This window comes from Vibrio sp. 1249-1 (genome assembly GCF_033340495.1).
Genome location: NZ_JAWOWJ010001022.1, coordinates 1 through 547 on the forward strand (window position 1 = coordinate 1; position 547 = coordinate 547).

A 547-nucleotide genomic window follows, 5' to 3' on the forward strand; every position below is an offset into this window, starting at 1 on the left:
CGATGTCTTGCTAGACAATTTAATAAAGCCGCAAAATCTATTGCGGCTTTTTTTGTATCTAAATCATATTTAGATGATGTGATTTGCGGCACACTAGTGGCTTCGCGTGATGATTCGGGATTGTTTGACCTCCTTCACGTGAGAGTAAGCAACACCCTAAAAGGACTTAGACCTATCTATGAATCTAGAAACCATACCGTCTGGAGAGTTGACGGTATCTAACCAACGCTCCATTTCTCGACTTGTCGCTCAAGCCGGACAAATGCTGTTGGCCCATGGCGCAGAAAGTACGCTTGTGTGCGATATCATGCGTCGTATTGGCTTAGCTTGTGGCGTGCATGAAGTGGCTGTAGCCCTTTCAGCCAATGCCTTGGTTGTCACGACCGTAATGGATGGACACTGCATTACCACTACTCGAAGCTGTGCCGATCGTGGCATCAACATGCGCGTTATTACGCAAATTCAACGTATCTGTATCATGATGGAGCGCGGGTTACTTGATGCTGCCATGGCGCAGAAAAAACTGAATACCATCAGCCCAGAACGG

The 547-nt window shown here is 47.0% G+C and carries 1 protein-coding gene; it reads left to right on the forward strand.

Annotated elements, in window-relative coordinates:
- Positions 1–178: 178 nt before the first annotated feature.
- Positions 179–547 (forward strand): threonine/serine exporter family protein (locus R7Z50_RS30250; protein WP_318150116.1); only part of this gene is annotated, 369 nt, incomplete at its 3' end.